Consider the following 25,247-nt stretch of genomic DNA (forward strand, 5'->3'; position numbering starts at 1 on the left):
TCCTGTATCGCAGTGATACGGTCGACATCCATGTCGACCTTCACGATAGCATTTGTTAACTACGAATTAAGATTGCTTAAATTTCGTGTATCCCATAACACTTTTGCTTTTTGCATCGCTTCTTCAAAACTAGCAACAACGCCCATCGTATATAGCGCGATTCCGATGGTTTCTGTTATGGCTATTTCTCCATATTCATGGTGCTGTTGACCAAGCCATACTGCTTTAAACGTTGCTAAATCTAATTCCTCTTCAATTGGGCTTCGTTCAGGTGTGAGCTTTGGCAACTCATGTTCATAGAGCTCACCATTTTTAATACCGCAAATGAGCGTTTTAGCATCTGGGTTTCGTTCAAATTCACCACCTTCGCCTTTAATAACGGCACTATTTTGATAGCCTAAGCGTAATGCGCTATGTTGGTGAGAAGTTCTGTAAGCAGGGTGGAATATTGCTTGTAAGGTAGCCTTAGCGTTAAAAGGATTAATTAAACGGGCCAAAGTATGAATGGGTGAACGCAATCCCATGACATTTCTTAGAGATATCAATTCGCTTAAAACTGGTGAAATCACATCTAACGGTAAGTAAGCAAAATTTTGCTCTGCTAATTGTGTACGAACTTCTTGTTCAGAATGACAAATTTGATAACCAAGATATTCTAAGACTTGCTCAGTATAAACACGATTAAGCGTGTGACCTGACGCACCATGCATAACAATTTTATGGCCATGCTGGGCAAGTGTAAGAGCGGCTAACAAAAACCATGGATAGTGTTTTCGCTTACCTGCATAAGATGACCAATCTAAATCAACATCTAAATGTTCAAAATGAAGCTGATCTTTGGTCGCTTGCACAAACCCTGCAAGTTCATCAATCGATTCTTCTTTAACCCGAAGTAGCATTAAAAATGCACCTAGCTGCACATCTAACACTTCACCTTTTAAAATCATGGTAAATGCTTGATAGGCTTCTTCATAGCTTAAAGAGCGAGATCCGGTTTTCCCCTTACCTAAAATACGGACATATTGAGCAAAGGGATGTTCAGCATCTTTATAGATATTGCGTTTAGTATTCATCGTAGTTCAAAACAATAAAAATGATGGGATGTAGGCAGCTCAAAATGAAATGTCCACAGGTATTTAATCAATATGACATAAAAAGCTGCTGAAAAAATATCAAAAGTGTTTCTTATACTAAAGTCTTAAGGCTACCTGAGTGTTTTTTATGCGTATTAGCTAAAAAATTAATCGAATCGTTATTTAATTCGAGTACACTTTCCCGTGCTTTTTTGAGCACTCATATCATAATTTTATGTGATTCTCCTATATCTTCAGCTTTTTATTGAAAAAGTAAGAGGTTATTTCGAGCTACTCAAAGTGGTTAGAAACTTCAGGTATTCTCCTGTTTTAGAAAACATTGATTTTGTTTTCATTGAGGTAGTAGGAAGGTTTTTTGTTCACAAAAAACCATTTCCCTTTTGCGGTGTTAATGTGAAAGGTTAGGGCTGTGTATTCGTAAAGAATAGACGTTTCATTTTGGTATTTCCAACGGACTTGGAAATATAGATTGAAGTAAAGTTATGGCTAAAAAACCGATTTATAAATCACTTTATTTTCAGGTGATTATTGCGATTATTGCGGGTATCTTGGTAGGGCATTTTTCCCCAAGCTCAACGCAAATTGTCAATGGTGTCGAACAGCATATTCCGGGGTTAGGTGAAAAACTCAAGCCATTAGGTGATGCCTTTATTCGTTTGATCAAGATGATCATTGCTCCAGTTATTTTCTGTACCGTGGTAAGCGGTATTGCTGGCATGGAAAGCATGAAGTCAGTCGGAAAAACTGGCGGCGTTGCGTTGTTATACTTTGAAATCGTTTCAACAATTGCACTTCTAATTGGCCTTGTTGTAATTAACATTGCTAAACCGGGTGTAGGGATGAATGTTGACCCTACCACTCTCGATACTTCGGGCATTCAAAAATACGTCAGTTCTGGTGAGTCACAATCTACCATTGATTTCTTAATGCACATCATCCCTGATACGGTGGTTGGTGCATTTGCAAATGGTGAAATCTTACAAGTCCTTCTTTTTGCAATCCTCTTTGGTTTTGCTTTACATAAGTTAGGTGATGCAGGACGTCCAGTTTTAAAATTTATTGATCAAGTTGCACATGTGTTCTTTAACATTGTGAATATGGTCATGAAATTGGCTCCGATTGGTGCATTCGGTGCAATGGCATTCACTATCGGTAAATATGGCGTTGGTTCACTCGTACAATTAGGGCAGCTCATTATCTGCTTCTATATTACGTGCTTACTCTTTATCTTCTTAATTTTGGGTACAATCAGCCGTATTAGTGGATTCAGTATTCTTAAGATGATTCGCCTGATTCGTGAAGAGTTATTAATTGTACTTGGTACATCTTCTTCTGAATCTGTTTTGCCTCGCATGTTACGTAAACTTGAAATTGCAGGTTGTGAAAAATCTGTAGTTGGTTTGGTTATCCCAACAGGTTATTCATTTAACCTTGATGGTACGTCAATTTATTTGACTATGGCTGCAATCTTTATTGCTCAGGCAACAAATACACAGCTTGATATTCAACATCAGATTACTTTGCTATTAGTACTCTTAATCTCATCTAAGGGTGCGGCGGGTGTAACAGGCTCTGGCTTTATTGTTATGGCTGCAACTTTGTCTGCTGTTGGACATATTCCAGTAGCAGGTTTGGCATTGATTTTAGGTATTGACCGTTTCATGTCAGAAGCACGTGCTTTAACTAACCTCGTTGGTAACTCATTAGCAACGATTGTTGTTGCAAAATGGGTCGGTGCTTTAGATAAAGATAAGCTAAATGATGCTTTAAACAATCCAGATGAAGTCGACAGAAAAATGATGGAGCAAAAAACTCCTCAAGTCGCTGAAGGTTTAGATTAATTCAAATAAACCTATATAAAAAAGGAAGCTTTGGCTTCCTTTTTTATTGGCTGACTGAAAAGTACAGTTTTAATGAGCAGCTATGTCATGACAGTAGCTTAAAAAATGATTAGCATGCACAACAATCAGATTAGATAAAACAATAAAGCCGAAGGAAAATATTATGTTGGCATACGATGCAGATTTAGAATTATTCCGTGATAATTTTAAACGTTTTATGAATGAGCATATTGCACCGCAATACGATCAATGGGAACGCGAAGGAATCATGCCACGTGCTGTCTGGAATCAACTGGGCGAAAATGGCTTTTTGTGTGTGGATGTTCCAGAAGAATACGGTGGTTACGGCGTACCAACCTATTATTCATTAATGTTGGTTGAAGAATCGGCACGTGCTGGATTCTGTGCATTATCAACAGCGATTTCTTGCCACTCTGAAATTGCTGCACCATATATTTTACACATCGGGACAGAAGAGCAAAAACAATATTGGTTGCCGAAAATGGTGACAGGTGAAGTGGTTGGTGCAATTGGTATGACTGAACCTGGAGCAGGCTCGGATTTACAATCAATGCGTACCAGTGCCATTTTGCAAGATGACCATTATTTATTAAATGGCTCAAAAACATTTATTTCAAATGGACAACATGCTGACCTTGTGGTGCTTGCAGTAAAAACTGATCCTCAAGCGCGTGCGAAAGGGGTGTCGTTATTATTGGCAGATACTCATCTGGAAGGCTTTAAGAAAGGTACCAACCTCGACAAAATCGGTCTACATTCTCAAGACACATCTGAGCTATTTTTTGACAATGTTAAAGTTCCTAAAAACCAGTTACTCGGTCAAGCTGGACAAGGCTTTGCTTATTTAATGCAAGAGTTACCACGTGAACGTACCGCTATTGCATCTACCGCAATTGGCGCTATTCGTGGTGCAATTGATTTGGCAACTGCTTATGTAAAAGAGCGTCATGCATTTGGTCAACCTATTTCACAGTTCCAAAATACGCGTTTTGTTTTAGCACAAGCAAAAATTGATGAGCTTGCTACAGCTGCTTTTTACGAGAGAAACGTTGCTCTATATCAAGAAGGTAAACTTGATGTTGAAACAGCAGCAGCGCTTAAAAGTTTCAGCACTGACATGCAAATGAAAGTCGCAGATAACTTGCTGCAACTCTTTGGTGGGTATGGCTATATGAGTGAATATCCAATTTCACGTTTCTTTGTAGATGCTCGTATTCAACGTATTTACGGTGGTACAAATGAAATTATGAAAGAAATCGTGGCGCGTGGATTAATCGGTAAAGCTTAATAATAGCTTCAAAAAAGCCTACCTTTGAGTAGGCTTTTTTATTATTTAGCTGTTTTCTGCGATGGTTCATCGAATAAAGATTTACAGCTTTCTAAATTTTGACATGAAGCAAACATAAGTGCTTTAGGCAAGCTCGCATACAAATTTGTAATGTGTTGTTCAGCAGGGTTATAAAAATGCCAATAACTAAATTGGTTTGAACGTTTATTTTCTAAAGCTTTAAAGAAATTTGCTTCATTTAATTTATTGTTAAGTTGAGTGCGAGGGCCACCTTGCTCATGTGTACCGACTGTGGTCATGAGTAAAGGGGAATGATTTGGTTTCTGACTTTGCCAATGATTTAACTGCTGAAATAACATGCCTTGGTCAAACCAGAGAGAAGGGCTTGCAGCAAAGTAACGCTGAAATGCATTTGGCTTTTGAAAAAAATGATAAAGCACAAATAAACCTCCAAAAGAATGTCCATAAAGACTTTGCTGTTGGCTATTAATCGGAAATTGTTTTGCAATTGTAGGCTTGAGTTCGCTATTTAAAAAAGCAATAAACTGATCAGCACCCCCATATTTATATTTACCTTGTGCTTGAAATTGGGCAGAAGGTTTTGGAGTGTAATCATAAGCACGCTTTTGCACATCAAAGGTTTTTTGCTGAGGGTAACCAACCGCTACTATCATGAGTGGATCTAGTCCTAATTTGGTAGAACCAGCGCCAATCGACTGAGCAATATTGGCAGCACTTGGAAATGTAGCATTTCCATCTAATATATAAAGTACTGGATACCCATGTTGGGGCGGGGCGACAGGTGGTTTATAAATTTGAATAAGATAATCATGGCCTGTATTTTTAGATTTAATTTGAAATTGTGCCTGATTATTTTGAAAAAAGATTTTTGGTTGATTTTGTATAGGCGTTTGGGCGAGGGCAGAACAGCTTATTAAAGTATTTAATAAAAAACTAGTAGATAAAAGGAAAAATGATCTTTGCATAATGGGCGATAATAAAATTTATTATACAAATAATAAATGAAAATCATTATCAAATAAAGTAATCAAGAAATGGAAGTAAAAAGGTTAATGAAAAAAGCCCTTACAGCTATATTGCCTAACAAATCAAAGCAGACTATTGTTATACTCTCGTTTAAAAGATGATTTTACTGAGGCTGCATTCTAATGATCAACGATGATCAAAACAAAACGACTTCTCTTAGTTTAGAACAAATTCGTGAAGATATTGATAGTGTAGATCAACAGATTCAAGAATTATTAAATCGCCGCGCAAGCCTTGCTGAAGCTGTTGCTAAAGCTAAATTTGCTTCCGAAGAGAATCCTTTGTTTTATCGTCCTGAACGTGAAGCGCAGGTCTTACGTAAAGTTATGGAGCGTAACCAAGGTCCTTTGTCTGATGTCACCATGGCGCGTTTGTTCCGTGAAATTATGTCTGCTTGCCTTGCTTTAGAAGCGCCACAAAGTATTGCATTTTTAGGACCAGAAGGTACTTTTACTCAATCTGCTGTGCTTAAGCATTTTGGTAAAGATGCAGTTGTTCGTCCACTACCAACAATTGATGAAGTGTTCCGTGAAGTGGAAGCGGGTAGCGCACATTACGGTGTAGTTCCGGTTGAAAATTCATCTGAAGGTATTGTGAACCATACTTTAGACTGCTTTAAAACATCGAATTTAAATGTAATTGGTGAAGTTGAATTGCGTATTCATCATCAATTCCTAGTATCTGAAAATACACGTAAAGACAGTATTAAACAGATTTATGCTCATCAGCAAACTTTGGCTCAATGCCGTCAGTGGTTAGACGCACATTATCCGGGTGTTGAACGTGTTGCTTTAAACTCAAATGCGGAAGCTGCACGCCGTATTCGCAACGAATGGCACTCAGCAGCAATTGCATCTGATATTGCAGCAGGTATGTATAACCTTGAAATTTTACATAGCAATATTGAAGATAATCCGGAAAATACCACTCGTTTCTTAGTCATTGGCCGTGAAAAAATTCCACAAAGTGGCAATGACAAAACATCGTTATTAATTTCAGCACATGACCGTGCTGGTGCTTTATTAGAAATTTTAGCGCCGTTTGCAAAACATAATATTAGCTTAACGAGTATTGAGACCCGTCCAGCATTACCTGAAAAATGGGCATATGTATTCTTTATCGATTTAGAAGGCCATATCGATCAAGAAAATGTTGCTGCTGCAATCAATGATATTCGTCCAATGGTGAAAGAGCTTCGTATTTTAGGTTCATATCCTGCTGCCGTTCTCTAATTACTCATGTTGGAATAATGACATGCATCAAGATGGTCATGTCATTATGCTTAAAAACAAATTGCTCAAAGGTTTAAATCACTTTGAGCAAAAGCAAAGTTGAAGTTATGTCACAACCCCTATTTAAAAAAGTTGCATTTATTGGTTTAGGACTCATCGGGTCGAGTTTGGCACGGGTTATTGTTGCCGAAAAGTTGGCGACAACTATTGTGGCATCTACACGCTCACAAAAAACTTTAGAAGATGCAAAATCACTTGGCTTAATACAAGAAGGATTTTCTGATCCTGTTGAAGCCGTGAAAGGGGCAGATTTAGTTGTTTTAGCCTTGCCAGTACGTGCAACACAAAAAGTGCTTGAGCAAATTAAACCTTATTTGTCAGAAACCACAATTGTAACTGATGTGGGAAGTACAAAGGGTAATGTCGTAGATGCAGCAAAAGCTGTATTTGGTGAAGATTTACCAGCAGGTTTTGTTCCCGGGCATCCTATTGCGGGAAGTGAACACACGGGTGTTCACGCAGGTAAGGTCGATCTCTTTGCAAATCACAAAGTGATTTTGACTCCATTACCAACAAGTGCAGAATGGGCAGTTGAGAAACTGATTCAACTTTGGTCAGCTGCTAAAGCTGAAGTGATATGTATGGCTGTTGCCAAGCATGATGAAGTTTTGGCGCATACCAGTCATTTACCGCACTTGATGGCATTTAATTTGGTTGAGCAACTTGCAAACCGTGAAGATAATCTTGATATTTTCCGTTATGCAGCAGGTGGTTTCCGTGATTTCTCACGGATTGCGGCTAGTGATCCCCAAATGTGGCATGACATTTTCTTTGCCAATAAAACAGCCATATTAAATGCTGTAGATGGCTTCGAAAAGCAACTTACCGTACTTAGAAAATTGATTGAAAACGAAGACTCTCATGCATTAATGGGTTTACTCGGCCATGCTCAGGCAGCCCGTCAGCATTTCAATCATATGTTAGCCAAAAAACCTTTAATGGAGAAAAATAAGGTGACACAGCAATTCAGTATCTTACCGGGAAATAAGGCATTTAAAGGTAAATTTACCGTACCGGGTGACAAATCTGTGTCACATCGCTCTATTATGTTTGGTGCTATTGCCGAAGGCACGACTCATGTCACTGGTTTCCTTGAAGGTGAAGATGCTTTGGCAACTTTGCAAGCTTTCCGTGATATGGGTGTAAGCATTGAAGGCCCTAAGAATGGGGAAGTGACCATTCATGGCGTGGGCATGCATGGTTTAAAAGCACCAGCGAGTGCCTTGTATATGGGTAACTCTGGAACCAGCATGCGTTTGCTTTCAGGCATGTTATCAGCACAAAAATTTGATTCAGTGATGACAGGTGATGCATCACTTTCTAAACGTCCAATGGAGCGTATTGCTAAGCCATTACGTTTAATGGGTGCGCAAATCCAGACAACAGGTGAGAAAGGTACACCACCTGTAAGCATTACGGGTAGCCAGCAATTAAAAGGCATTCAATACGACTTGCCAATGGCATCTGCTCAGGTGAAGTCGGGTATTTTACTTGCGGGTCTATGGGCTGAAGGTGAAACTTCGGTAACTGAGCCAGAACCAACTCGTGACCACACAGAGCGCATGCTTCGTGCATTTGGTTATGATGTTAAAACTGAAGGCAATAAGATCTCTCTTGTTGGTGGCGGAAAATTAGTAGGTACTGATATTCAGGTTCCATCTGATATTTCATCTGCTGCTTTCTTTATGGTGGGTGCTGCAATTACTGAAGGTTCCGATGTTGTTCTGGAAGCTGTAGGTATTAATCCAACACGTACTGGCGTAATTGAAATTTTAAAACAGATGGGTGCTGACCTGACTGTTGAAAATGAACGTATTGCCGGTGGCGAGCCTATTGCTGATATTCATATTAAAGGTTCACGCACACTTAAAGGCATTCATATGCCGGAAGACCAAGTTCCTTTAGCAATTGATGAATTCCCAGCTTTATTTATTGCAGCAGCTTGTGCCGAAGGCCAAACAGTATTAACTGGTGCGGCAGAACTTCGTGTGAAAGAGTCTGACCGTATTCAGGTTATGGCTGATGGCTTAAAAATCATGGGTATTGACTGTACGCCAACTGATGATGGCATCATTATCGAAGGTAAAGGCAAGTCTGGCGATTGGTCACCAATCTTTGCTGGCGGTGAAATCGAGTCACATCATGACCACCGTATTGCTATGAGTTTTAGTATGGCAGGTCTTCGTAATTCTGGTCCGATTACAATTCATGGTACTGAAACTGTGGCGACAAGCTTCCCGACTTTCACTGAGTTGGCGAATCGTGCAGGCTTAACAATCGAAGTTAGCCAATAACTTTTGACCTGACACATTTTATAATTGCTAACACAATAGCAACGGCAGCAGCGGGCTAAAGGCTTGGCTGCTGTTTGTTTATTGCTTATGCTAAGCGCAGATAATGATAAAAGTGTTAGGACAAAGGATGAAAAAATTACAATTTATTGCCAGTTGCCCACAGCATGGGGTGCTTGATCATCCGCCAAATGAATGCCATATCACTCAAGAATATGTAGCGGCTTTACTGTTTAAACAATTGGGGCATTATGGCTTTGATGCACAGCATATTGTGCATGAGCATGAAAAGGTAGAAGTGAGTATTGATAATCATCTTTTACCTTTGTCTATTACTTGCCAGAAAACAGACCATGAAGGGCATTTGATGTGTGAAATCTCTGCCAATCCTGATGAAGAACAAGATTGGTTTGAGAAAATCGAAACACAAAGCATTATTCGTCAGCTTGCGCAGGCCGTTGAAAATAGTTTGAAAGCTGATCATAGCTTTTCAGCATTTGAATGGAAAAACTAAGCGCACGGCTGTTAAGAGTTATTCATGAAGTACGGCTTTTAGAAAAGTCGTACAATCTCTTTAGATTAAATATAAAAATACAAAATCTTTCCCGAAATCCCTACCTATCTTTAATGCATTGTGTATATTGAAATTATTAAGATATTTACATAATTAGAGTGTGGTTTTCATGACACAAGTTGATATTGCAGCGTTATCTCCTCAAGTGGTTTGGCAGCATTTTCAAACACTTTGCACTATTCCTCGCCCATCGAAGCATGAACAGCAACTTCGTGAGTTTTTAAGAAACTGGGCCGAAAGTCGAAATTTAGAAACTTACGTAGATGAAGTTGGTAATTTAATTATCCGTAAGATTGCGACTGCAGGTAAAGAACATGTGTCTGGCGTTATTCTGCAAGGTCATCTAGATATGGTCACGCAGGCTAACACAGGCACAGTACATGACTTCTTTAAAGACCCGATCCGCCCAGTTCTTGAGGATGGCTGGTTAATTGCCAAAGACACTACTTTAGGTGCTGATAATGGCATTGGGGTGGCTTTGGCTTTAGCTGTTTTAGATTCAAATGATATTGTTCATGGGCCAATTGAAGTTCTTTTAACAGTTGATGAAGAAGCAGGTATGAGTGGTGCACGGCTTTTACAGGCAGGTGTACTGAAAGGGAAGTGGCTATTTAATATTGATACAGAAGAGTGGGGCGAGTTGTATCTCGGATGTGCTGGTAGTATTGATGTTGAAGTTGAGCAACCGCTTAATTATGAACCAATTCCTAAAAATTTGAATATTGTTAATATTCAGGTGGCTGGTCTTAAAGGTGGCCACTCTGGCGTAGATATCCATTTAGGACGTGGTAATGCCAACGTTATTCTGGCCCGTTTTTTAAATCAGCATTTAGCGAAACTTGGTGGACGGCTTGTTGAGTTTATAGGTGGTACAGCTCGTAATGCCTTACCTCGCGAAGCTGTAGCAACCATTGCCATTTCATCTAGCCAATTGCCTGAATTAGAACAATTACTCGCTGAATATCAAACAGCATGGAAAAAACAGCTACAAGGTATTGATGACAATCTGCAATTAACTATTCAGCCTAATAGTGCTGAAGTGACCGAAGTGATTGCTCAACAACAGCAAAATGAATGGTTGCAAGCTTTAGCAACAAGTCCTTATGGTGTTGCAAGTATGAGTCAAGTTCTACCAGATGTAGTTGAAACCTCAAACAATATTGGGGTGGTAAAGCTAAATCGAGAAGGTGGAAAAGCTGTCTTAATGGTTCGTTCAATGGTGAACCAAGAAGCTCAAGACTTTGCAGAAAAAATTCAAACGCATTTTAGTCAATTTAATATTACTTCTTCACTCACACCCTTAGTATCGGGTTGGACACCAAACCCTGACTCGGCGGCTTTAAAGTGTTTACAACAAGCCTATCAAAATGCATTTAACATTGAGCCAAATCTAAAAGTGATTCATGCGGGTTTAGAGTGTGGGATTATTGCTGAACATTACCCACATTTACAAATGGTTTCTTTTGGACCTGATATTCAGGGAGCACATGCACCGGGTGAGCGAGTGAAAGTTGATACTGTAGAGAAATGCTGGAAGCTGTTGGTAACAGCTTTAGCATCTGTAGAGTAGTTTGTACAAATAAGAAGCTCAATTGTGAGCTTCTTAAACTTTAACTTTTACATGAAAATGATGTGGATTTAACTCGACAAATTCGATTTCACAATCAATAAATTTTTCAATCATGGCTGCTTGAGTACGAGTGTGTTCGCTAATATATTGTGCGGTGAATTCACCACCTTGACCTAGAGCTAAAGGTAGAAGCAATTGATCTGCCAAATACTCATCTACAACAGCCTGCGAAGATAAATATAGATTTACATCTTTTGCTAAATGATCAGCTATTTGCTCTGCACTTTTGCGCATCTCACCTAAAGCTGTAAACAGTTGAGTGTGATATTGATGAGTAACTTTCACATAGACTGTATTGCCTTGACTAATTCCATTTAAATGAAATTGTTGCTGAGAGCTTAAGTTTAGTTCTTTACTTAATGTAGTTAATTCACGTTGTGCTATCTGTGCTTCTTCTGAAAGATTTAATACTGCTGCAAAAGCTTCATTGCATTGCAAAGCACCACGATCTAATAACTTTAAGCTGTTTCGATGTTGCCATGGCTGAATGGTAACTTGAATTTCACCCGCACCAATTGGAAAAAAGCCAGCTTTATTTAATCTAAAATCGACGTTAATTCCAATCTTTGTTAGAGCAGGTAAAAAGCAGTGTTCAATAAAATCTGCTGTTGGTGCAAGTGGGTTATGTGTACCCCCTGAAATGGTGAGTTCGGTAGCTTCATTTTGTAATAACAAAACAGGTAGAAGCGTTTGTAAAACCAGTGTTGTACTACCCGCTGAACCGATTTGAAATTGATATTTACCACTTTGAACATGCTGAGGTGTGAAATATAAACGTTGGCTATGTAATTCAGCACCCTCTACATAAGCTTGGCTAATTTGTTGAGATGCTTGTACACAAACCAAATGTTGACGCATTAAACCTGGTTTTTTACGCCCAGCACGTATATTAATTAATTCAAACGGCTGGCCTGTAATCATTGAAAGGGCAAGGGCGGTTCTTAAAATCTGTCCACCACCTTCACCTTGTGAGCCATCAATTTGAATGGCTTTTGGCATATTTGCCAAAACTGTCTTCACTTATATTTTCCTTATTTTCTAATTTAATGAACATACTGTCAGTACATGGTAATGCGAAGTAACGCGTGACTTTGCTTTTGATAAAGGTTTACTAGGTGCATAGTGCTGAGCCTGATAAGTGAATATCGATGCACGGCTCACATGCTGCCATAGCCGCCTGAATTATTTTCAATCCCTCAGATCGGAGTAATGCAGGATCTTGTACTCGCCCAGTATGCCCAAACTTTGATTGTGAAAATGATTTCACAAAATCTATTGTTTAATTGATTAGATCAATTTGCCAATTAGCAGCCTGAATTTTTATGTTTAAGTCACGGAGTTCCGCACTGATATCATCCGCCTGTTTTTGTAAGCTAGAAACCGGAATGACTTTCTTCCACTTAATTTCACGTGAGCTATAACGATCAGGTTCTCGATGCGTATTGGCAATCGCATCGATTAAAATCTTATGCTGTTCAGCATAACTATCGCGCAAGCTTAATAGGGACAACAATACTTTGCCATCTTCCAGTTTTGCTTGTGCATTGGTCAAATGAATACGACAAATCAATTGATTGCTTTCCTGAGTTAAAGCAAATACTTGTTTGATGAGTTCATTTGGATCTTCACTAAGTTCATCACCTTCTTGTACCAATACATTGGCATTAATTCGTTGTTTTAACGAAGCAAGCTTTTTTTGTTGATCGCTTCGAAGTAAAAGTGCTTCTGCGAGTTTCATTTTTATTCCTTTAGTACCAGAAATACCCATGCATAATAGGTTTAAGCCAATCAAAGTAATCTGTATCTTTTATTGATTTAATTAAATGTTCATCTTGGCCGGGAAAACGCATATCCAAGTTCCCCTTTTCAAGTTCTACCTCTATAGAAATCCATCTTGGAAGAGTTTTATAAAGTTCAGTATTATCAACACTTTCACTTTCAACTATAAAAAACTCATAAATGGTCGGATAGTTTTTGATAAAAACACTAGTCGCAACTAGAAAAAGTTCAATTATATCTACATAATTTTCTGCTTCAGTATAGTTGGGTGCTTCATAATCATGTTCTAGTTTATTTCTGATGTAATTTAAACGCCTAATTATTTGAGGGGTGAAGAATCCACATTTCTCTAAGAAATCTAACTTACTAGGAAAATTATTTCTTTTAGCAATATAAGTTTCATATCCTGCTAATGAACATAAAATATCTACCCTTCTATGAAGGGCACGTTTAGCATTTGATACAGCATTATAAATAGCATGTAAGTTCTGTGAGGTGCTTAAGTCATTTCTTGCAAACTCTATAAAAGTTGCGCAATGCGGAGTATCTTCAAGTTTATGAGTCGTACAAGTAGTAACTCCTTCATAATATTTTAAATATTCAGGTTTAAGTATTTTGTGAAACATTTTTTTCTTACCCTTTAACACACACTACTTGTCTTAATGTATAAACCACTTCAACCAAATCACTTTGTGCTTTCATAACATCTTCAATTGGTTTATATGCCGATGGAATTTCATCAATAACAGCAGCATCTTTACGGCATTCCACACCTTCAGTTTGTGCAATCTGATCTTCAACAGTAAAACGTCTTTTTGCTTCAGTACGGCTCATAACACGACCTGCACCATGCGAACATGAACAGAAAGATTCCTGATTTCCAAGCCCACGGACAATAAACGACTTCGCTCCCATTGAGCCTGGAATAATTCCATATTCACCTAAACGCGCACGAACTGCACCTTTACGAGTGACCATCACTTCTTCACCGTAGTGTTCTTCCTTTTCCACATAGTTATGGTGACAGTTCACTGCTTCCAAACGTGCCTGAAAAGGCTTTGGTACAATAGTCGCCAAGGCTTTAATCGCAGATTGCATCATGATTTCTCGGTTCTTCATTGCAAAGCGTTGAGCCCAACCTACAGCAAACCAGTAATCATCAAAGTGTTCAGTTCCTTCTACTAGGTATGCTAAATCTTTATTTGGCAAATTAATGAAATGCTTCTCCATGTCTTTACGGGCAAGTTCGATAAAATGATTACCGATAGCATTTCCTACACCACGAGAACCTGAGTGCAACATAATCCAAACATGATCATGCTCATCTAAACAGATTTCGACAAAGTGGTTTCCCGTACCTAAAGTTCCCAAATGTTTGCGGTTGTTGGTGTTTTTTAAACGTGGATGTTTTGTACAAATGTATTCAAAATCTGCCACTAGATCGGACCAAGCTTGATCTACCATTTCTGGTGGAGTTTCCCATGAGCCACGATCACGTCCGCGCTTAGTCATTCCATGTGGGATTAAACGTTCAAGTTCAGTACGTAGTGCATGTAAGTTATCTGGTAAATCCGAAGCAGTTAAGCTTGTACGAGTTGCCATCATTCCACAACCAATATCTACACCCACAGCAGCAGGAATAATTGCCCCTTTAGTTGGAATCACGCTACCAATAGTTGCTCCTAAACCGAAGTGTACATCTGGCATAACAGCCATCCATTTATAAATAAAAGGCATTTGAGCTGTTTGTAATAATTGTTGTTTTGAGTTGTCATCAACAAGCACGCCTTTAGTCCACATTTTGACTGGCATACTTTTTTCATTTTGCAGAACTTCATAAGAACGTTGTTGCTGCTTTTGTTCAAACTGAGCTTGTTGGTTAATTTCTTCAATGACAGACATTTTCTTTTCCTTTCAAAGCCTGCCTGCCAAGCGTTTGCAGGCAGGTGTTATTCACAAGATCCCAATGATGTTGTGTGCTTTGTACTATTGCACTGAGTGTGCCAACTTTTTAAAAAAGCATTTAATTTAAGTATAAATTATTGAAAATAATAAATAAAAATAATTTTATCTTCTGTCGGATAAATTTTATTGGCGGTTTTTAATATTAAAAATATATCTAAAAATATATTTAAATATCTTTTTGGATATATGTGTTTAATTGGGCTTCCCGTTTTTATCGACTTTTAAAAGCTGTCCAGCTTCATTTAAAGTAAATTCATCAAAATCATTTGCTAAATAAAAATGACCTTTATAAAACTGGCGAACTTCTTCAGTAATAGCTTGCTGCCCAGCTTTATCCTGATGTCTAGGGCTAAAATGCGTCAGAATTAAATTACTTAAAGATTGCTGTTCTGCAAATTCAGCCACCATTTTTGCTGAGCTATGCATTGGACCTTTGCCGACTTTATCTAAAACCGTTTGCAAGTAAGTCGATTCGTGAATAAGGAGTTGAGCATCTTTGCAAGCATCAGCTAATAGTTCAGGTTGGTCATTATCACCACCTATAATTGCATGAACTTGTTGATTTTGAACTTTGATAAAGTCATGAGCTTTTAAAGTTTGCCCCTCAAATTCAACATTGTAGCCTCGTTTTAAATGGCCCCACATATCGCCTTGAGGTACGCCAAGCTGAGTTAGAGCTTGGGTATCTAACTTCTTCTGAATAGATTTGATATAAATGCTAAAAGCAAAACTTGGAACACGATGGCTTAGAGGGTGTGCTTGAACAATGAATTCGTCAGTGATCTGTTGTGGCTGTGTTGCTTCATTTACATCAATAAATTGAAGGGAATAGGGCAAATGTAAGTCTGTAAGCTGGGCAGTGATTTCAAACCATTGCTGAATTTCTTTCGGTGCAATCACGATTAAGGGCTTGCTACGGGCATTCATGCCTGCACTTGCCAATAAACCAACTAGACCATAACAATGATCGCCGTGAACATGTGTAATACAAATGGCAACTAGATTTTGTAGTGAAAGTTTAGCTTGTTGAATGCGGTGCTGTGTACCTTCGCCAGCATCAATTAAAATCCAGTCCTTATTTTTGCTGTTGCGAACTGCTAATCCTGAAACATTACGTGTTAGGGTTGGTACACCTGAAGATGTGCCTAAAAAAGTAAAATGAAGCATATTCTTGGAATTTTTTGGTCAAATGCGTATTGTATATTATAGACACTTATAAAATTTTATAGAAATTATGGCGGATGCAAAGAAAACAGTCGTTATTGGCTTTGTCGGTTCTACGCTTGATCAGGGGAGAAGGCCGGATCGATGGCAACGTTGGCGTCCTACGATTAGCCTGTTAATGCATGAAGATTTGCTTGTAGATGAATTGGTACTTTTACATGATCGACAACATCATAATTTAGTTAAATCTATAGCAGCAGATGCTAAAGAGATTTCTCCACAAACACAGGTTTCTGGACATAAGGTCAGTATAAAAGATCCTTGGGATTTTGCTGAAGTTTATGGGGCACTTTATGATTTTGTAAAAACCTATCCGTTTGATGTCGAAAAAAATAACTATTTATTGCATATCACAACGGGAACACATGTTGCCCAAATTTGTTGGTATTTATTGGTAGATGCACATTATTTACCTGCTCAGCTTATCCAAAGCTCACCTAATCAACCAAAGACCCCAAAAGGTGAATATAGAATTATTGATCTGGACCTGTCTCGATACGATGTTTTAAAACAGCGCTTCGATGATGAACAAAAACAAAATTGGCAACAACTTAAAGCAAATATTTCTACTCATAATAAAGCGTTTAATCAGCTTATTGAGGAAGTTGAATTAGTTGCAACCCGCTCTAGTGCACCTATTTTGATTATGGGGGCAACAGGGGTTGGTAAGTCTCATTTAGCAAAACAAATTTTTCAGTTAAAGAAAGATAAATTTCAATTAAGCGGTCGTTTTATTGATGTTAACTGTGCAACCTTGCGTGGTGATAGTGCCATGTCAACTTTATTTGGTCATATAAAAGGTGCATTTACAGGAGCAGCAGCTTCTCGTGCTGGTTTATTAAAAAGTGCTGACCAAGGCATTTTATTTTTAGATGAAATTGGTGAATTAGGACTTGATGAACAAGCTATGCTGCTAAAAGCGCTAGAAGACAAAAGTTTTTTTCCTGTTGGAAGTGATAAGGAAATTCAGGCCGATTTTCAGCTAATCGCAGGTACTAACCGTGATTTACGCAATGAGGTTCAAGCTGGTCGTTTTCGTGAAGATTTATGGGCTCGTTTGAATACGTGGACGTTCTTCTTACCAAATTTAAAAGACCGTGTAGAAGATATTGCACCCAATATTGATTTTGAGCTACAGCGTTTTGCTGCAATTCATCAAAGACAATTACGTTTTCAACGTGATGCTTTAGAAACATATTTAAAGTTTGCTAAATCATTAGATGCATCATGGCAAGGAAATTTTAGAGATTTAGCAGCGAGCGTAACTCGTTTGGCAACTTTATCGCAAGGTGAGTTAATTCGCCGTGAAGCTGTAGAAAAAGAAATTCAACGTCTAAAGCAGCTTTGGCTTATTCAGGATGAATCTTACAATGATAAAAATACAGATATTTTGTTGAACTATTTAAGTCCTGAGCAGCTAGAACAAATAGATGAATTTGATCAGATTCAATTACGAGGTGTGCTCAAAATCTGCGAAAATTCAAAATCCATGGCAGAGGCGGGAAGACAACTCTTTTCAGTATCTCGACAACAACGTAATACAACAAATGATAGTGACCGAGTGAAAAAATATTTAGCCCGTTTTGGGTTAAGTTGGAATAATTTTCAATAATGACACGGCTTATAAAATGATGGGCATACTCTCAAGTTATGCCCATCAAGTTACCGTTTATTTCATGATAATAAAACGTGTAATGATTTGGCGAAGCTGCTTTAAATAGCCTGTAAAGAAGTGGTTAGCACCCGGTAAAATTGTGATTGGATGTTTTTGTGGTTTTGCCCACTCAATTGCATCTGAAAGTAAAGTAATATCATCTTGCTCACCATGAATGAGTAGAATATCACCTTGAATTTCAGGAGTTTTATAGTGGCGTAAACCTACTACAGTAGCTGTTGGTAAACCACATAAAATTAACTGTACAGGTCGTAATTCAGGTTCAAGCTGTGCAAAGCATTTTGCTAAAACATGTGAGCCAAAGCTAAAACCGCCTGCATAAAAGGGTAGGCCTTCATGAAGCTTACGAACGTGCTCAATTACAGCTAAGATATCTTCAGTTTCACCATGGCCTTCATCATGAATGCCTTCACTGCCGCCTAAACCACGGAAACTAGGACGGTAAACAATACAACCATATTCATTAAAAATTTGGGTTAAAAGGGCAGGGACTTTATGCTGAGGGGTTCCACCTTGCAATGGGTGCGGATGGCAAACAACCGCAAAGCCTTTGATTTCACCTTCAGGGCGGTCAACGAAAAGTTCAATTTTACCTACTGGACCCTGGATGAAAGTTTGCTCAGACATATAAGAACCGCTAAATAACAATACGTAGTGCTATTTTACCGATAGTCGTCATTGAAAACACGAGTTAGCATTAAAAAATATCTACTGTTATAGTTGGTATTAAGAATAATTTTTTCAGGTTGTCTATGCTTGCTTTAATTTCTCCTGCAAAAACTTTAGATTATGAAACAGCGTTACCTACAGATGAGTTTACTCAGCCTCGCTTGTTAGAAAACTCAGCACAATTAATTGATGTTTGCCGCAAACTTTCTGCTTCGGAAATTGCGAGTTTAATGAGTGTAAGTGAAAAAATTGCCACACTAAATGCAGATCGATTTAGAGACTGGAATCCCGAATTTAATTTCTCAAATGCTCGCCAAGCAATTTATGCATTTAAAGGGGATGTGTATACCGGTTTAGATGCGTACCATTTAAAAGATAAAGATATTGACTTTGCACAGCAGCACTTGCGTATGCTCTCTGGTCTATATGGTTTATTGCGTCCTTTAGATTTAATGATGCCTTATCGTTTAGAGATGGGTACTAAATTAAAAAATACTCGCGGTCATAATTTGTATGAATTCTGGGGTGATATCATCACTAACCAAATTAATGAAGACTTGGCCGCAATTAAATCTGAATTGCTGGTAAATCTAGCTTCAGATGAATATTACAAGTCTGTCAATGAAAAGAAAATTAAGGCTGAAATTGTGAAGCCTGTTTTTCTTGACCAGAAAAATGGCAAATATAAAGTCATTAGTTTCTATGCGAAAAAAGCACGTGGTTTAATGGCTCGTTTTATTATTGAAAACCAATTAAATAAAGCTGAGGATATTAAAACGTTCGACACCGATGGGTACTACTTTGATGCTGAGAATTCATCAGCAAAAGAGTTGGTATTTAAACGTGATGAGCAACAGGCTTAATCTTACTCAACTTAAACTCTCATAAGCGATGATTCTCGTGAAGTGGCATGGATGCCACCGTTTCGCTGTATTACATGGATGTAATATCAGCGAAACAAAAGATTTTTGTTACTTTTTATCTTTGAAAAGTAAAATGCCTATACAAGTTGCATTAAAGTAAAATGGCAATTAAAGGCTGTGTTCTTGCAAGAAATAGATTATTTAAAGAAATAACCCGTTTCTGGCGAGCTTGCATTTGCCATACGCTTACGTGGCATACGACCTGCTAAAAATGCTTCACGTCCTGCTTCAATAGCTTTTTTCATTGCAGAAGCCATCAAAATAGGGTTTTGCGCAGCTGCAATCGCTGTATTCATCAATACACCATCACAACCGAGTTCCATCGCAATAGCAGCATCACTTGCTGTGCCAACACCTGCATCAACTAAAACTGGAACTTTCGCATTTTCTTTGATAATTGAAATGGTGTGTGGGTTTAAAATACCTAAACCTGAACCAATCAAACTACCTAAAGGCATAATCGCAACACAGCCCATACTTTCAAGTTCTTGTGCAATGATCGGATCATCAGAGGTATAGACCATAATTTCAAAACCATCATCAATCAAAGTACGGGCCGCTTTTAAGGTCTCGGTTACATTTGGATATAAGGTTTTTTCATCGCCCAAAACTTCAAGTTTTACTAGGTTGTGACCATCAAGTAACTCACGCGCTAACATGCAGGTACGTACTGCGCTATCAGCATCAAAACAACCTGCGGTATTTGGCAAAATTGTATATTTTTCTGGCGGAATGACAGACAGTAAATTCGGTTGATCTGGATTTTGTCCAATATTCACACGGCGGATTGCGACAGTTACGATTTCTGCACCACTGGCTTGAATAGCTAAATCCGTTTCATTTAAGTCTTTATATTTGCCAGTTCCGACCAATAAGCGAGATTGAAAAGAACGTGAACCAATAATGAGAGGGGTGTCTTGCATGGATAACTCCGACTTAGCCGCCGCCAACAGCGTGAATAATTTCGATACGGTCATGTTGAGCAATAGAAATTTGCTCTAATTTGCTTTTAGAAACGATTTGCTGATTGTGCTCGACAGCAAAACGTTTTCCTTCAAGTGCCAACTCCTGAATGAGTTGCAACAGGTTTTGGCTAGGCGTGTCCGTTAATTCGCCATTTAAATAAATTTGCATGATCACATTCCGATTATTTTGCGTATTTGAAAGCATTCCAAGCCAAGATTAGCCATCCCGCAATCATTAAGGCTCCACCAATTGGCGTAATTGCGCCTAATATTCGTGGTAAACCTAATGCCATGATATAAAGCGAACCACAAAAGAATAGAATACCAATCTGGATAAGCAAGAAAGATAACTTGATTGGAAAATGAGGAAGAACCTTACTTAAAATACCAAGAGCTAATAGGCCAAGCGCATGATAAAAAAAGTAGTCGGTTGCAGTCTGCCACCAAGCAAGTTGCTCAGGACCCGCGTGAGCTTTAAGACCATGTGCTCCAAAAGCACCCAACATGACTGCAAAAGCAAGATTAAGGGCTGAAATGGCGATCCACATAACAAAAAACGCAACTGAATAATGAAAGGCAACGTTAACATAGATTGGGTTGGCTAAACATAGCCAGATAAAACAAAAGGGCGATTCGCCCTTTTATTTTTAAATTTATTTTAGCTTGCTGACATGGCAGTTTTGATTTTTTCCATCGCATTCTTTTCAAGCTGACGAATACGTTCTGCTGAAACATTATATTCAGCTGCTAACTCGTGAAGAGTAGATTTATCATCATCTAACCAGCGGCGTTGTAAAATATTACGCGAACGGTCATCTAACTGGTCCATCGCATCATGCAAGGCTGAAGTACTTTGCTCTTCCCAGTCTTCGTTTTCGACTAAACGGGCAGGGTCGTAGCGGTTATCTTCAAGATATAACGCAGGTGCTGTGTGTGGAGTATCGTCGTCGTCATCGCCTTGTGCTTCAAAAGCAGCATCATAAGCAGTTAAACGACCTTCCATTTCCAGAACTTGTTCTGGAGTTACATTTAAGTCATTCGCAATCGATTGAGCTTCTTCGAGCGTCAGTTTTTTACTCGATTTTTTTAGACTACGTAAATTGAAAAATAATTTACGCTGAGCTTTTGTCGTTGCAATTTTGACGATACGCCAGTTGCGAATAACGTATTCATGAATTTCTGCCTTAATCCAGTGGACGGCAAAAGATACTAGACGCACGCCCATATTTGGGTCGAAACGTTTCACGGCTTTCATTAAGCCTAAATTACCTTCTTGAATAAGGTCGCCTTGTGGTAGGCCATAACCTGCATAGCTGCGCGCAATATGAACGACAAAACGTAAATGCGACATTACCAGCATTTTTGCGGCATCAAGATCTTGGTCATAATAATAACGTTCAGCAAGTTCTTTTTCTTGCTCGGCCGTTAAAATAGGAATCTGATTGACAGTACTGATATATGCACCAAGGTTTACACCGGGCGCAGACAATGACAGGGGCATCAATTGATTGCTGCTGTCACTCATGAGTTCTCCTTATAGGATCGAATGGAATAACCAATAAATTCATCTTAATTTGAATCAGCTTCATAATTAAGGAAAATTGGGTAGAGAAATGTAAAATTTTATGCAATTTCTAATCTTTTAGTTTAGCAAAGAATTATTGAGTTTCAATTAAATAGTGAAATTCTCTTTCTGATATGTGTGTAGTTTGACACGTAAAATGATGTAAACCACAGTAACGAGTTACATCAATTTCACTATGAGGATCTGAAGATTTTAATAAAAATTGTTGTTTGCCTGACGCTTTTTTAAGTTCACGTTTTAGCATTAACAATGGCATTGGGCAGGGTTGCCCAAGGGCATTAATTTCAATGGGTGCTGTATTAGAAGAAGTATTGCTCATTCATCATCAAAACAACTAAAAAAAATATTCTAACAAATTTTTAATAAATACAGCATATTTTATGAAAGAAGATGCAGGAATTTCTATAAAAAATATTGTAATAAGCTGTTTAAAAAAAGAACTAAAAATAGGGGAAATATTTGAAAAAAATTCTATTAATTGTCATAAACCCGTGTTAAGCTCGAACCGTTTTAGGATTTACCACACAATCAAATTGATTTAATAACCCTATAACAAATGGATGTAACCGGAAATTGTTGATAGTTTTACAGAATGATTACAAGCTTTAAGATTATAAATATTTTAAAACCTTGTTTGCTCTGCTGTTTGCAACACCGGAAGGTCCTTTTTTCAACATCTGAGGATTGACTTATGACAGCTCGTGAACAAGGCGTAGTAAAGTGGTTTAATGACACTAAAGGCTTTGGTTTTATTCAACGTAACGGCGGCGACGATGTATTCGTTCACTTCCGTGCAATCGTAGGTGACGGTCACCGTTCTCTACGTGATGGTCAACGCGTAGAGTTTAGCGTTGTACAAGGTCAAAAAGGTTTTCAAGCTGAAAACGTTCAGCCTTTAGACTAAGACTAATTCATCTTTTTGATGAATGATGGACGCTCCAATTTTTGAATTGGGGCGTTTTTGTTTATAATGATCTTCTCATTCGAGAGATTGTTTGTTAGAGCGCGTATTTATGACATCTGGTTTTGAAACCTTGAATTTACATCCGCAACTTAAAAAGGCGATTGATGCTTTAGGGTTTACTCAAATGACCCCAATTCAGCAAAAGGTTTTAAAATATACATTAGCCGGGCATGATGCAATTGGGCGAGCACAAACAGGAACAGGTAAGACAGCTGCCTTTCTGATTAGTGTAATTAATGATTTACTCAATAATCCGATTCAAGAGCAACGCTTCCGTGGCGAGCCTCGTGCTTTAATCTTGGCGCCTACTCGTGAGTTGGCATTGCAAATTGAAAGTGATGCGAAATTTCTCACAAAATTCTCTAATTTACATTTAGTGACCCTATTGGGTGGTGTTGATTTCGATAAGCAGAAGAAGCAACTTGATGCTAATTTTGTCGATATCATGGTAGCCACACCTGGGCGTTTAATCGATTTTGTAGAACAAAAAGAAGTCTGGCTCGATCAAATTGAATTTTTAGTTATTGATGAAGCTGACCGTTTATTAGACATGGGCTTTATTCCTTCGGTAAAACGTATTGTTCGTTATTCACCCCGTAAGGAACAACGTCAGACACTCATGTTCTCAGCGACGTTTAGTTATGACGTCTTGAATTTGGCAAGACAATGGTTATTTGAACCTGTAACTGTTGAAATTGAGCCTGAACAAAAGACCAATAACGATGTAGAGCAACGTGTTTATGTTGTAGCTAAACAAGATAAATATCGTTTACTGCAAGATATCTTGCGTGAAGAGCCAATCGATAAGGTCATGATTTTTGCTAATCGACGTGACCAAGTCCGCCGTCTTTATGATCATTTAAAGAAAGATGGATATAGAGTCGGTATGCTTTCAGGTGAGATTGCTCAAGATAAACGTTTAAAAATGTTAGAGCAATTTAAGCAAGGTAAACATAATATTATGATTGCGACGGATGTTGCTGGTCGTGGTATTCATGTGGATGGCGTGTCGCATGTCATCAACTTTACGTTACCTGAGCAGTCTGATGATTATGTACACCGTATTGGTCGAACAGGTCGTGCTGGCTCACAAGGGGTAAGTATTAGTTTCTTATCTGAAGATGATGCCTTTTATTTGCCCGAAATTGAAAAAGCAATTGGTAAAAAATTACCACTGACCAGATTAGATGGTTATTGCTAATAAAAAAATCCCAATCAAATGATTGGGATTTTTTTTATTAATTAATTTTACAATAGAAAGTAAGCGTTGTTTGGTAGTCATCATCTTTTGCTAAAGATGCATTTTTACCAGTTAATGTACCAATAACACCTGCTGCTGCTTCAACCATTTGACCGGTTTTTTCACTTACAACATCTTTTAATACACCGTTATATGTTGTTTTTTCATCTACAACGACTGGTGTAGTGTTTTTTGAGCAAGTTTTTTGAGCTGCAGTAATCGCATTATTTTTCGCAATTAAATTGGTTTTGCCAATACCTGTAACTTCAAACTGATTATTTTCTTTTTGAACTGCTAAAGTATTTTTAGGAGTAGTTGCACAAGCACCAAGTAATAAAACAACACCGCTCATTGCGCTCGCTAAAATTATTTTTTTCATAATGCACCTAAAGTTAATCGCTAAAAGACATAGCTATTTGAACATAAGTTTTCTAGTTGATTTTGAAGACGTTGTATGAGTTTTGATGTTTTGTATTAAAAAATGTCAAAGTGAGAGTTCGCTAATTTTATAAGCTAGATTCAATGGTGGATTAACGGTAGATTATGCTAATCTATTTTGAATTTTTGAGTTAGATCAATATTAATGACGGAATCAGCAATACAAATAATTCACCAAAATATTCATCAGCGTCAGTCTATTGGCCAATTAGTTGAGCCAGCTCCAAGTACAGAGCAATTAGAGTTAGCTTTCCAAGCAGCTTTGACTGCTCCAGATCACCATAGACTTAAGCCAACGCGTTTTGTGGTTGTTTCAGGCGAACAACGTGGTGCTTTTGGTGAAGTTTTAGCAAAAGCTCTAGCAGATTTAGGTGAAACTGATTCCGCTCAACTCGAACGTGTTAAACAACATCCTTTTCGCGCACCATTACTCATTTTGGCGCTTACACAACTACAAGATCATCCGAAAGTACCGCATTTCGAACAAATCTTAAGTACGGGTGCTGCAGTACAAAATCTTTTATTATCTCTGCAAGCTCAAGGTTTTTCGACCATGTGGCGTAGTGGTGCAGTTGTCGAATCAAATTGGTTAAAACAGCATTTAGGTCTGCAATCTCGTGATTTAATTTCAGGTATTATTTACGTCGGCACAGCAACTAAAGTAATTGCACCGCGTGCAGATATTGAAAGTAAAGAATTCGTAAAAGTTTGGCAGGCTTAAACGTCTGTAAAAGTAAGAAAT

At 38.2% G+C, this 25,247-nt stretch carries 25 protein-coding genes; 11 read left to right on the forward strand and 14 right to left on the reverse strand.

Annotated elements, in window-relative coordinates; all coding sequences use genetic code 11:
* Nucleotides 1-59: 59 nt before the first annotated feature.
* Nucleotides 60-1,073: a glycosyl transferase family protein gene (locus J536_RS10220; RefSeq protein WP_017398584.1), complete on the reverse strand. Its 1,014-nt coding sequence runs from the start codon at nucleotides 1,071-1,073 to the stop codon at nucleotides 60-62.
* A gap of 503 nt (nucleotides 1,074-1,576) precedes the next feature.
* Here J536_RS10220 and J536_RS10225 point away from each other — a divergent pair.
* Nucleotides 1,577-2,935, forward strand: coding sequence for a dicarboxylate/amino acid:cation symporter (locus J536_RS10225; RefSeq protein WP_002118145.1), 1,359 nt, complete (start codon nucleotides 1,577-1,579; stop codon nucleotides 2,933-2,935).
* A 163-nt stretch (nucleotides 2,936-3,098) separates the two neighbouring features.
* Complete coding sequence (locus tag J536_RS10230; protein ID WP_032055463.1) at nucleotides 3,099-4,244, forward strand: acyl-CoA dehydrogenase family protein; 1,146 nt, start codon at nucleotides 3,099-3,101, stop codon at nucleotides 4,242-4,244.
* Between the two features lie 41 nt (nucleotides 4,245-4,285).
* On the opposite strand, the gene J536_RS10235 is transcribed toward J536_RS10230, so the two are convergent.
* Nucleotides 4,286-5,230: an alpha/beta hydrolase gene (locus J536_RS10235; RefSeq protein WP_032055465.1), complete on the reverse strand. Its 945-nt coding sequence runs from the start codon at nucleotides 5,228-5,230 to the stop codon at nucleotides 4,286-4,288.
* 183 nt (nucleotides 5,231-5,413) lie between these two features.
* On the opposite strand from J536_RS10235, the gene pheA reads away from it, so the two are divergent.
* From pheA to J536_RS10255, 4 genes are all read left to right on the forward strand, one after another.
* Complete coding sequence (pheA, locus tag J536_RS10240; protein ID WP_002049199.1) at nucleotides 5,414-6,523, forward strand: prephenate dehydratase; 1,110 nt, start codon at nucleotides 5,414-5,416, stop codon at nucleotides 6,521-6,523.
* Between the two features lie 107 nt (nucleotides 6,524-6,630).
* On the forward strand, nucleotides 6,631-8,877 hold the full coding sequence (locus tag J536_RS10245) for a bifunctional prephenate dehydrogenase/3-phosphoshikimate 1-carboxyvinyltransferase (protein ID WP_032062831.1): 2,247 nt from the start codon (nucleotides 6,631-6,633) through the stop codon (nucleotides 8,875-8,877).
* Between the two features lie 127 nt (nucleotides 8,878-9,004).
* Nucleotides 9,005-9,388 (forward strand): hypothetical protein, encoded by a 384-nt coding sequence (locus J536_RS10250; protein WP_005068294.1) that lies wholly within the window; start codon nucleotides 9,005-9,007, stop codon nucleotides 9,386-9,388.
* A gap of 169 nt (nucleotides 9,389-9,557) precedes the next feature.
* The gene (locus J536_RS10255) at nucleotides 9,558-11,018 is read left to right on the forward strand and encodes an aminoacyl-histidine dipeptidase (RefSeq protein ID WP_032055471.1); all 1,461 of its coding nucleotides are present in this window, start codon (nucleotides 9,558-9,560) and stop codon (nucleotides 11,016-11,018) included.
* A 33-nt stretch (nucleotides 11,019-11,051) separates the two neighbouring features.
* On the opposite strand, the gene rtcA is transcribed toward J536_RS10255, so the two are convergent.
* From rtcA to J536_RS10280, 5 genes are all read right to left on the reverse strand, one after another.
* The gene (gene rtcA, locus J536_RS10260) at nucleotides 11,052-12,098 is read right to left on the reverse strand and encodes an RNA 3'-terminal phosphate cyclase (protein ID WP_032055473.1); all 1,047 of its coding nucleotides are present in this window, start codon (nucleotides 12,096-12,098) and stop codon (nucleotides 11,052-11,054) included.
* Between the two features lie 259 nt (nucleotides 12,099-12,357).
* Nucleotides 12,358-12,816: a DIP1984 family protein gene (locus J536_RS10265; protein WP_032055476.1), complete on the reverse strand. Its 459-nt coding sequence runs from the start codon at nucleotides 12,814-12,816 to the stop codon at nucleotides 12,358-12,360.
* Between the two features lie 10 nt (nucleotides 12,817-12,826).
* Nucleotides 12,827-13,483 (reverse strand): hypothetical protein, encoded by a 657-nt coding sequence (locus J536_RS10270; protein WP_032055478.1) that lies wholly within the window; start codon nucleotides 13,481-13,483, stop codon nucleotides 12,827-12,829.
* Between the two features lie 7 nt (nucleotides 13,484-13,490).
* Complete coding sequence (locus tag J536_RS10275; RefSeq protein WP_032055480.1) at nucleotides 13,491-14,759, reverse strand: RtcB family protein; 1,269 nt, start codon at nucleotides 14,757-14,759, stop codon at nucleotides 13,491-13,493.
* Between the two features lie 255 nt (nucleotides 14,760-15,014).
* Complete coding sequence (locus J536_RS10280) at nucleotides 15,015-15,989, reverse strand: ribonuclease Z (protein ID WP_032062832.1); 975 nt, start codon at nucleotides 15,987-15,989, stop codon at nucleotides 15,015-15,017.
* Between the two features lie 67 nt (nucleotides 15,990-16,056).
* Between J536_RS10280 and rtcR the strand changes: the two genes are divergently transcribed.
* Nucleotides 16,057-17,658, forward strand: a complete 1,602-nt coding sequence (gene rtcR, locus J536_RS10285) for an RNA repair transcriptional activator RtcR (protein ID WP_032062833.1) — start codon at nucleotides 16,057-16,059, stop codon at nucleotides 17,656-17,658.
* A 57-nt stretch (nucleotides 17,659-17,715) separates the two neighbouring features.
* Here rtcR and J536_RS10290 read toward each other — a convergent pair whose 3' ends face one another.
* Nucleotides 17,716-18,348: an alpha/beta hydrolase gene (locus J536_RS10290; RefSeq protein WP_002115250.1), complete on the reverse strand. Its 633-nt coding sequence runs from the start codon at nucleotides 18,346-18,348 to the stop codon at nucleotides 17,716-17,718.
* A gap of 125 nt (nucleotides 18,349-18,473) precedes the next feature.
* On the opposite strand from J536_RS10290, the gene yaaA reads away from it, so the two are divergent.
* Nucleotides 18,474-19,253 (forward strand): peroxide stress protein YaaA, encoded by a 780-nt coding sequence (gene yaaA, locus J536_RS10295; protein ID WP_032062834.1) that lies wholly within the window; start codon nucleotides 18,474-18,476, stop codon nucleotides 19,251-19,253.
* 197 nt (nucleotides 19,254-19,450) lie between these two features.
* On the opposite strand, the gene J536_RS10300 is transcribed toward yaaA, so the two are convergent.
* From J536_RS10300 to J536_RS0104330, 5 genes are all read right to left on the reverse strand, one after another.
* Nucleotides 19,451-20,236: a thiazole synthase gene (locus tag J536_RS10300; RefSeq protein ID WP_002049185.1), complete on the reverse strand. Its 786-nt coding sequence runs from the start codon at nucleotides 20,234-20,236 to the stop codon at nucleotides 19,451-19,453.
* 13 nt (nucleotides 20,237-20,249) lie between these two features.
* Nucleotides 20,250-20,447 (reverse strand): sulfur carrier protein ThiS, encoded by a 198-nt coding sequence (thiS, locus tag J536_RS10305; protein WP_002115323.1) that lies wholly within the window; start codon nucleotides 20,445-20,447, stop codon nucleotides 20,250-20,252.
* A gap of 13 nt (nucleotides 20,448-20,460) precedes the next feature.
* Nucleotides 20,461-20,826 carry a DUF423 domain-containing protein gene (locus tag J536_RS10310; protein WP_005068311.1) on the reverse strand — a complete coding sequence of 122 codons (366 nt, stop codon included), beginning with the start codon at nucleotides 20,824-20,826 and terminating at the stop codon, nucleotides 20,461-20,463.
* A gap of 110 nt (nucleotides 20,827-20,936) precedes the next feature.
* A complete protein-coding gene (gene rpoH, locus J536_RS10315) occupies nucleotides 20,937-21,803 on the reverse strand; it encodes an RNA polymerase sigma factor RpoH (RefSeq protein WP_002115267.1) in 867 nt (288 codons plus the stop codon).
* A 133-nt stretch (nucleotides 21,804-21,936) separates the two neighbouring features.
* Nucleotides 21,937-22,182, reverse strand: a complete 246-nt coding sequence (locus tag J536_RS0104330) for a sulfurtransferase TusA family protein (RefSeq protein WP_005068314.1) — start codon at nucleotides 22,180-22,182, stop codon at nucleotides 21,937-21,939.
* Nucleotides 22,183-22,554: 372 nt separating this feature from the next.
* Between J536_RS0104330 and J536_RS10320 the strand changes: the two genes are divergently transcribed.
* Entirely contained in the window at nucleotides 22,555-22,767 is a 213-nt protein-coding gene (locus J536_RS10320; RefSeq protein WP_000126912.1) for a cold-shock protein, read from the forward strand.
* Between the two features lie 109 nt (nucleotides 22,768-22,876).
* A complete protein-coding gene (gene rhlB / locus J536_RS10325) occupies nucleotides 22,877-24,028 on the forward strand; it encodes an ATP-dependent RNA helicase RhlB (protein ID WP_002115257.1) in 1,152 nt (383 codons plus the stop codon).
* Nucleotides 24,029-24,065: 37 nt separating this feature from the next.
* Here rhlB and J536_RS10330 read toward each other — a convergent pair whose 3' ends face one another.
* A complete protein-coding gene (locus J536_RS10330; protein ID WP_005073503.1) occupies nucleotides 24,066-24,446 on the reverse strand; it encodes a hypothetical protein in 381 nt (126 codons plus the stop codon).
* Nucleotides 24,447-24,650: 204 nt separating this feature from the next.
* Between J536_RS10330 and J536_RS10335 the strand changes: the two genes are divergently transcribed.
* Nucleotides 24,651-25,226: a nitroreductase gene (locus tag J536_RS10335; protein WP_032062835.1), complete on the forward strand. Its 576-nt coding sequence runs from the start codon at nucleotides 24,651-24,653 to the stop codon at nucleotides 25,224-25,226.
* Nucleotides 25,227-25,247: the final 21 nt, after the last annotated feature.

The sequence above is a fragment of the Acinetobacter sp. 809848 genome, assembly GCF_000581275.1.
GTDB classification, from domain to species: Bacteria; Pseudomonadota; Gammaproteobacteria; order Pseudomonadales; family Moraxellaceae; genus Acinetobacter; species Acinetobacter pittii.